Annotated in this window: 7 protein-coding genes; 4 read left to right on the top strand and 3 right to left on the bottom strand. The window is 72.7% G+C overall.

Going from position 1 to position 8,195, the window contains the following annotated elements; genetic code table 11:
• Window positions 1–43: 43 nt before the first annotated feature.
• From ABZU52_RS16170 to ABZU52_RS16180, 3 genes are all read left to right on the top strand, one after another.
• Window positions 44–2,596 (top strand): DUF4118 domain-containing protein, encoded by a 2,553-nt coding sequence (locus ABZU52_RS16170; RefSeq protein ID WP_354971830.1) that lies wholly within the window; start codon window positions 44–46, stop codon window positions 2,594–2,596.
• Window positions 2,593–3,273, top strand: coding sequence for a response regulator (locus ABZU52_RS16175; protein ID WP_210859434.1), 681 nt, complete (start codon window positions 2,593–2,595; stop codon window positions 3,271–3,273). Before ABZU52_RS16170 ends, ABZU52_RS16175 begins: the two co-directional genes overlap by 4 nt.
• Window positions 3,274–3,380: 107 nt before the next feature.
• Entirely contained in the window at window positions 3,381–4,133 is a 753-nt protein-coding gene (locus ABZU52_RS16180; RefSeq protein ID WP_354971831.1) for a dienelactone hydrolase family protein, read from the top strand.
• A gap of 27 nt (window positions 4,134–4,160) precedes the next feature.
• Here the strand turns inward: ABZU52_RS16180 and ABZU52_RS16185 are convergent, their stop codons facing one another.
• Together ABZU52_RS16185 and ABZU52_RS16190 are read right to left on the bottom strand one after the other, a co-directional pair.
• Window positions 4,161–5,264 carry an L-dopachrome tautomerase-related protein gene (locus ABZU52_RS16185; protein ID WP_354971832.1) on the bottom strand — a complete coding sequence of 368 codons (1,104 nt, stop codon included), beginning with the start codon at window positions 5,262–5,264 and terminating at the stop codon, window positions 4,161–4,163.
• 178 nt (window positions 5,265–5,442) lie between these two features.
• Complete coding sequence (locus tag ABZU52_RS16190; RefSeq protein ID WP_354971833.1) at window positions 5,443–6,324, bottom strand: SMP-30/gluconolactonase/LRE family protein; 882 nt, start codon at window positions 6,322–6,324, stop codon at window positions 5,443–5,445.
• 323 nt (window positions 6,325–6,647) lie between these two features.
• Here ABZU52_RS16190 and ABZU52_RS16195 point away from each other — a divergent pair, with 323 nt between their 5' ends.
• A complete protein-coding gene (locus ABZU52_RS16195; protein ID WP_354971834.1) occupies window positions 6,648–7,418 on the top strand; it encodes a serine/threonine protein kinase in 771 nt (256 codons plus the stop codon).
• A 570-nt stretch (window positions 7,419–7,988) separates the two neighbouring features.
• Here the strand turns inward: ABZU52_RS16195 and ABZU52_RS16200 are convergent.
• A partial coding sequence (locus ABZU52_RS16200) for an HNH endonuclease signature motif containing protein (RefSeq protein WP_354971835.1) occupies window positions 7,989–8,195 on the bottom strand: 207 nt, incomplete at its 5' end.

Raw genomic sequence — 8,195 nt, forward strand, 5'->3', positions numbered from 1 at the left:
TGCACGGCCCCGCCCGCCACTTTGACCAGGGAGGATGGTTCCCGTGCCACGCGGAGAACTACGCATCTATCTCGGGGCGGCTCCCGGCGTCGGCAAGACGTACGCCATGTTGGAGGAGGCCCAGCGGCGGGCCGCGCGCGGCACCGACGTGGTGATCGGTTTCGTGGAGACCCACGGCCGGCAGCACACCGCCGCGATGCTCGGCGACCTGGAGCAGGTGCCCCGCCGCACGATGACCTACCGGGCCGTCGAGTTCACCGAGATGGACGTGGACGCCGTGCTGGCCCGCCGGCCGGAGATCGCTGTGGTTGACGAGCTGGCGCACACCAACGTGCCCGGCTCCCGGCACGACAAGCGCTGGCAGGACGTCCAGGAGCTGCTCGACGCGGGGATCGACGTGCTGTCCACGGTCAACGTGCAGCACCTGGAATCGGTGAACGACGTCGTCGCGCAGATCACCGGCACCACCCAGCGGGAGACCGTGCCCGACGAGATCGTCCGCGCCGCCGAGCAGGTCGAACTGGTCGACATGACCCCGGAGGCGCTGCGCCGCCGGATGGCGCACGGCAACATCTACCGCCCCGACAAGATCGACGCCGCGCTGGGCAACTACTTCCGGGTCGGCAACCTCACCGCGCTGCGCGAGCTGGCGCTGCTCTGGCTGGCCGACAAGGTCGATGAGCAACTCGACCGCTACCGCAGCCAGCAGGGGATCGCCGCCACCTGGGAGGCCCGGGAACGGGTCGTGGTCGCGCTGACCGGTGGGCCGGAGGGCGAGACGCTGATCCGCCGGGCGGCCCGGGTCGCGGCCCGCAGCAAGGGCGCCGACCTGCTCGCCGTGCACGTGGCCCGCAGCGACGGCCTGGCCGGCGCCGATCCCGCCCAGCTGGCCCGCCAGCGGGTGCTCGTCGAGAGCCTGGGCGGCACGTACCACCAGGTGCTCGGCACCGACGTGCCGGCCGCGCTGCTCGACTTCGCCCAGGGCGTGAACGCCACCCAACTGGTGCTGGGGGCCAGCCGGCGGGGTCGCCTCGCGCAGATCTTCGCCCGGGGTGTCGGGGTGACCACCACCGCGCTCTCCGGCTCGATCGACGTGCACCTGGTCACCCACAAGCAGGCCGGCAAGGGCCGCAGGGCGGCGGCCGTGCCGGCGGCGCTGTCCCGCCGCCGCCGGCTGCTCGGCTTCGGCCTGGCCGTGCTCGGCATGCCGCTGCTCACACTGCTGCTTGACGCCCTGCCCGACCTGACGCTTACCAACGACATCCTGCTGTTCCTCGCCGGGGTGGTCGGGGTCGCGCTGGTCGGCGGGGTGTGGCCGGCGCTGATCGCCGCGCTCGGCGGGTCGCTGCTGCTCAACTGGTTCTTCACCCCGCCGTACCGCACGCTGACCATCGCCGAGGCCGACAACCTGCTCGCCCTGGCCGTCTTCGTCGGTGTGGCCCTCGCGGTGAGCTGGATCGTCGACGTGGCCGCTCGGCGTACCCGGGAAGCCGCGCGGGCCGCCGCCGACGCGCAGACCCTCGCCGCCGTCGCCGGCGGGGTGCTGCGCGGCGAACGCCCGCTGCCCGCCCTGCTGGACCAGCTCCGGGAGACCTTCGGGCTGCGCGCGGTGAGCGTGCTGGAGCTGGCCGAGGAGGCCAGCGGCCGCCCCGACCGGGCCCGCGAGGAGCACGCCTGGTGCGTCGTCGCCAGCGTCGGCGAACAGCCGGCCTGCACACCCGACAGCGGCGAGACGGCGGTACCCGTCGACGACCGGATCACCGTCGTGCTCAGCGGCCGGCGCCTGGAGGCCGCCGACCGGCGCATCGTCGAGGCGTTCGCCGCCCAGGCCGCCGTCGCGCTACGCCAGGAACGGCTCGCCGAGGAGGCCGCCACCGCGCGACCCCTCGCCGCGGCGGACCGGATGCGCACGGCGCTGCTCGCCGCGGTCAGCCACGACCTGCGTACGCCGCTGGCCTCGGCGAAGGCGGCCGTGACCAGCCTGCGCAGCCACGACATCGAGTTCGACGAGGCTGACCGCGAGGAGCTGCTGGAGACCGCCGAGGAGTCACTGGACCGCCTGGCCCGGCTGGTCGGCAACCTGCTGGACATGAGCCGCCTCCAGGCCGGCGTGCTGGGCATCTCCGCCACCGCTATCGGCCTGGAGGACGCCGTACCCCTGGCCCTTGACGAGCTTGGTCCGGCGGCCGCGACCGTCGGCACGGACATCCCGGCCGATCTGCCCGCGGCCACCGCCGACCCGGGCCTGCTGGAACGGGTGCTCGTCAACATCGTCGCCAACGCGCTGCGTTACAGCCCGCCCGATCAGCCGCCCACCATCACCGCGAGCGCGCACGCCGGCCAGGTGGAGCTGCGGGTCATCGACCGGGGGCCGGGCATCCCGGAGGACCAGTGGGAGCACGTCTTCCTGCCGTTCCAACGCCTCGGCGACCGGGACAACCAGACCGGCGTCGGCCTGGGGCTCGCCCTGTCCCGGGGGTTGGCCGAGGCGATGGGTGGCAGCATCACCCCGGAGACCACCCCCGGCGGTGGGCTCACCATGGTGCTGCGGCTGCCAGCCGCCGCGCAGACCAGCTCGGAGGGGCCGCAGGAATGACCCGCATCCTGGTCGTCGACGACGAACCGCAGATCCTGCGCGCCCTGCGGATCAACCTGCGCGCCCGCCGGTACGACGTGGACGTCGCCGGCACCGGGGCTGCCGCGTTGAAGGCCGCCGCCAGCCACCCACCCGACCTGGTGGTGCTGGACCTCGGCCTGCCCGACATCGACGGCGTCGAGGTGATCCGGGGCCTGCGCGGCTGGACCACCGTGCCGATCATCGTGCTCTCCGGACGGGCCGGCAGCGAGGACAAGGTCGCCGCGCTCGACGCGGGCGCGGACGACTACGTCACCAAGCCGTTCGGGGTGGAGGAACTGCTGGCCCGCATCCGCGCGGTGACCCGCCGCCTCGGCGCGCCCAGCGAAGCGGTGCCGGCACTGCGGATCGGTCAGCACACAGTCGACCTGGCCGACCACAGCGTGCGGCGCGACGACGGCACCGAGGTGAAGCTGACTCCCACGCAGTGGAGCGTGCTGGAGAAGCTGCTGCGCCACCCCGGCAAGCTGGTCAGCCAGCGTCAGCTCCTCCAGGACGTGTGGGGGCCGGAATACCAGAACGAGACCAACTACCTGCGGCAGTACCTGGCCCAGCTGCGGCGCAAGCTGGAGGACGACCCGGCCCGACCCCGGCACCTCATCACCGAGCCGGGAATGGGCTACCGCTACCGGCCGTGAACCGTTGACACCCGCCGGCGGCCAGCGGCAGTCCGGTGGCCAGTGGGTGGCGCTGACACGGCGAGTAACGTTCGGAACGGACCAAGATCGGCGTACGAGGAGGCACGGTGCTGACAACGACGGTGGACATCCCGACCAGCGACGGAGTGGCGGACGCGAGTCTGACCCGACCGGACGGCGACGGCCCGTTCCCGGCGGTGCTGCTCTTCATGGACGCGTTCGGGCCGCGCCCGCGCCTGGTCGAGATGGCCGAGCGGATCGCCGCCCGGGGCTACCTGGTGCTGACGCCCCACCTGTTCTACCGGGCCGGCCGGGCACCGCTGTTCGACCTGTCCCGACTCGGCGACGCGGACCAGCGCGGCGCGATCTTCGAGAAGATCATGCCGCTGGTCGGCGCGTTGACCCCCGAGGTGATCAGCCGGGACACCGCCGCCTTCCTCGACTTCCTGGCCGGCCGGGACGACGTGCGGCCGGGCCCGGTGGTGATCACCGGCTACTGCATGGGCGGCACGAACGCGCTGCGGGCCATCGAGGCGCACCCGGACCGCATCGCCGCGGTGGCGAGCTTCCACGGCGGGCGGATCGTCACCGACGCGCCGGACAGCCCGCACCTGGGCGTCGGCTCGATCACCGGCGAGCTGTACTTCGGGCACGCCGACAACGACCAGTCGATGACCCCCGAGCAGATCGCCACGCTGGAGAAGGCGCTCGACGCCGCCGGGGTGCGCTACCGCTCCGAGGTGTACGCGGGCGCCCACCACGGCTACACCATGGCCGACACCCCGGCGTACGACGAGCAGGCCACCGAGCGGCACTGGGCCGCCCTGTTCGACCTCCTGGACCGCACCCTGCCCGTCTGAGCGCGGTGGGAGCGCCGGGTTGGGGGGTCAGCGGCGCAGCAGCACCGGGCCGGCGTCGATGCGGGTGCGGAACAGCGCGTACGGCTTGCGTCGCAGGTCCTTGCCGCGCTGGTACCGCGGCTGCCGGTGCAGTTGGTTGGCGGTGACGTAGAGGTACCCGTCGGCGGCCACCGACATGGTGTCCGGCCAGAGCAGTCGCGGGTCGTGCACCAGCGTCTCGTACTCGCCGTCGGGCAGTCGACGCAGCACCGCGTTGTGCTCGTACGAGGTGAGGTAGAGCCGCCCCGCGTCGTCGCTCTCCAACCCGTCCGACGCGGTGCCCTTGTCGCCCTCGTCGACCACCGTGGCGGCGACCGCCTCCTGGGTAGCCGACGGGTCGGCCAGCGCCTCGGTGGAGACGCTGTGCAGGTGCCGGGACATCAGCGGGCAGTAGTACAACCGCTCGCCGTCGGCGGAGATGGCGATGCCGTCGGAGCCCATGCTCACCGGCTTCGGGGGGCCGTCCGCCGACCGTTCGAGGAAGGGGCGGCCCTCGACCACCGGCCGGTACGACGTCAGCGGCTCCGCCTTGGTGGACGGGTGGTCGTGCAGCCGCCGCCAGGAGGCCCCGCTGGCCAGGTCCACCACGATGATCCCGTTCGGCCCGGCGAACGCGGAGTCGGTGATGTACGCGACTCCCGACTCGCCCCGCCGCAGGTCGAAACGGGCGTCGTTGAGATAGGTGGTCGGCAGCGCCACGTCCGCCGGAAAGGTGATCACCTGGGCGACCGTGTCGGTGTCCAGGTCGATCCGGACCAGCTTCGGGCCGCCCGGCTTGGTGGGCTGGAACATGGGGCTGCCGGTGTCCAGTACCCAGAGCCGGTCGGCCGGGTCCACCACGATGCTCTGCACCGAGACGAACGCGCCCGCGTCGTCGTCGCCGGACGGGTCGTTCCACGCCTGGTCGGGGTAGGGCATCTCCTGGCCGTCACGCAGCTCGACGACGGTGGCCGGCACGTCGTCGCCCCACTTCGGGAAGTTGACGAAGATCCGGCCCCGGTGCGAGACGCTCACCCCGGTCGGCATCGGGCCGGTGAAGGTGTGCACCAGCTCCAGTTCCCCCACCGGTTCGTCGCCGACCGGCCCGTTCATGCCACCCACCCCGTGCTGCTCATCGTTCCGCCCCCTGCCGGTGGTCCGACCCACGCTGGCCGTGGGTGACCCCCTCCTGCCGCTATTCCCGGCCGGTCGTCCGGTATGCCTCGCGAGCGTCGTTCGTCGCTGGTCGGCCCGGAAGCAGTCCGTCCGGAAGCGGGTCGCCCGGCAGCGGTCAGCCCACCGGTGCGGCGGCGCGCGCGGCGGGCAGGCCGGGCACCGGGACGTCCACCGCGAGCAGCGCGCCGTCCTGCGGGCCCGCCGCTTCGAGCCCCACCCGGGCGGTGCCGATGAAGAGCCGGCGCAGGTCAGGACCGCCGAGGCAGATTCCGGCCGGCTGCTTGGCGGGCAGCCGGATCTCCCGGTCGAGGGTGCCGTCGGGCCGGTAGCGGCGTACCGCGGAGCCGCCCCACAGCGCGATCCAGAGGTGGTCGGCGGCGTCGAGCGTCATGCCGTCCGGGCCGCCGTCGGCGGGCGACAGCCGCAGGAACGGCTCCCGCCCGCGCAGGGCCCCGGTGGCGGGGTCGACGGTGAACCGGTCGATCTCGCCGCGTGGCGTGTCGGCCAGGTACATGGTGGTGCCGGTCGCGTCGAACGCCGGCCCGTTCGGGATGGTCAGCCCGGTCACCGCGGGGACCGGCTCGGCGCCCGGGGTGAGGCGGAAGAGCGTGCCCCCGCCGGGCACCATCGCGTACGCCATGCTGCCGGCCCAGAAACGGCCGTGCGGGTCGGCGACCGCGTCGTTCATCCGGGTCGGCTCGGGCGCGTCGGCGACCAGCTCGGCGACCGGTCGGGGATCGCCGGTGGCGGGCAGCACTGTGACGCCGGTCCCGGCGGCGGCCAGCCAGTCGCCGGGTCGGTCGAGCAGCGGGGCGACCGCGCCGAGCGGCGCGTCGAGGCGACGCAGCTCCCGCAGCGGGGTCGGGGCGTCGCCGTCGGTCTCCAACAGTCGCCCGGCCAGCAGGTCGACGAGGACCAACCGGTCGTCGACCCAGCGCAGGCCCTCACCCAACTCCAGCCGGTCGGTGCTCCAGACGGTCGGCTCGGTCAGCTCCATGGTGCTCCTCCAAAGAGATCGTCAGCGGACCGTACCGCCGGGGCCGTGGTCGAGCAGCGCAAGCTCGGCCCGGTCGGGCAGACCCTCTCAGTCGCCCCGGCTGTCGACCGGAACGCGCCGGTGGTGACCTCCCGGTCCAGTCGGCCCGGCAGCAGCGGGCGCAGCGCGGCACCGGCTTCCGCGACCGACCAGAGCCGGTTGCGGTGGTTGACGTCGAGCAGTCCGTAACCTGGCTGTCATCTTGAACAAGCTCGTAACACAGCGGGTACTTTGCGCGCATCATTTGGCGACGCCGACATGGGGGATCCATGGCGTTTGGTCGGATGACCGTGCCGCCGGTCGAGTCGGCCTTCGCGGTCTTTGACGCCCAGGACTCCGGATGCCTCTCCTACGGGGTCGAGGAGGCGGGCCGCCGCTGGCTCGTCAAGACGGCCACCACGGTTGAGGGCCGAACATCCCTCGACCGGGCCTGCGCGGTGCACGCCGCAGTCCGCCATCCGGCGATCGTCCGTCCCACCTGGACGATCCACGGCACGGCTGGTCCAACCCTCATTTACCCCTGGTACGACGGCAACGTCCTGAACCACGCCACCGTGCACGGCGCGGACCGCAGCGCGCTGACCCGATTCCAGCGCCTGCCGGTCCCGCAGGTCGAGGTGGCGCTCGACGCGATCCTCGACGCCCACCTCGCCGTCAGCGCCGTCGGCCTGGTCGCGGTCGACCTCTACGACGGCTGCTTCCTGTACGACTTCGCCGCCACCCGGATGCGACTGATCGACCTCGACGAGTACCGACGCGGCCCGTTCGTGCTCGCGGCGGATCGGCTGCCAGGTTCACGTCGCTACATGGCCCCGGAGGAGTTCACCCGAGGCGCGATCATCGACGAGCGGACCACCGTGCACAATCTCGGCCGCGCCCTGCATCACCTACTCGACTCGCCAGCCGACCGGCGGGGTCCTCAGAACTCACCACAGGCTTGGCGGGGCAACGGCGACCAGCGCCGGGTCGTGGAACGCGCAACGAGGCAGCCGCCGGCTGCCCGGTACCCCGACGTGCCAACACTGGTCCGCGCCTGGCGGCTGGCGACACCCTGAACCGGGCAGTGGCGCGTCCTCGCAGACGTGGGTCAGGTGGCAGTTACGTCGGAGTCGTGCGGGCGTCCGGCCGGGCACCCACCCGCATCGCGGAGCACCCGGAGCGTCTCGTGCGTCTTTTCAGTACCCGGAGCGTCGCGTGGTGTCGTCGAGTGCCCGGTGGGTCGCGCGGGTGGTCCAGCGCCCGGAGGGTGGCGCCTGCGTTGTCTAGCGCGCGGAGGGCGGCGCCTGTGGTCCAGCGCCCGGTGGGTCGCGCCTGCGTTGTCTAGCGCGCGGAGGGCGGCGCGTTCGTCGTCTAGCGCCGCAAGAGTCGCGTGCGTTGTCTAGCGCCCGGGGGTCGTGCGTGCGTCGTCGAGCAAGCAGAGCGGTGTCCCTCGATGAGCGGGCGAAGGCGTGCGTTCGCGTCGTCGAGCAGATCACGGAACAGCGCCTGAATGCCGTCGGGCGGAAGAAGTGCAGCACCAGAGCCCAGGGCCCGGCCACCGGGGAGTAAGTCCCCTGCCTGGAACCACGTACGGGACCACGCGCCGACCGGTTGCCCGGCATGGCCGGCCGGTTGGCTGGCTGCTCTTACGTTCGTCGGTGGTAGTGGTTGCGGCGGGGGAGTTGTTCGGGGTCGAGCCAGGTGGGTGGAATGAATTCCGGGTGGCCGTCGTCGCCGAGTCGGACGGCCCAGTCGGTTTGGTGGATGTGTCGGTGGTGGTGGCCGCAGAGTAGGACGGCGTTGTGGAGGCTGGTCGGGCCCCCGTCTGCCCAGTGGTGGATGTGGTGGGCGTG

Source organism: Micromonospora sp. NPDC005220 (genome assembly GCF_040607895.1).
GTDB lineage: Bacteria > Actinomycetota > Actinomycetes > Mycobacteriales > Micromonosporaceae > Micromonospora.

Bases quoted from the DNA above. Each gene is read 5' to 3' on its own strand.
- ABZU52_RS16175 (WP_210859434.1), top strand. From the start codon at position 2,593: ATGACCCGCATCCTGGTCGTCGACGACGAACCGCAGATCCTGCGCGCC.
- ABZU52_RS16185 (WP_354971832.1), bottom strand. From the start codon at position 5,264: ATGAACGGGCCGGTCGGCGACGAACCGGTGGGGGAACTGGAGCTGGTG.
- ABZU52_RS16190 (WP_354971833.1), bottom strand. From the start codon at position 6,324: ATGGAGCTGACCGAGCCGACCGTCTGGAGCACCGACCGGCTGGAGTTG.
- ABZU52_RS16195 (WP_354971834.1), top strand. From the start codon at position 6,648: ATGACCGTGCCGCCGGTCGAGTCGGCCTTCGCGGTCTTTGACGCCCAG.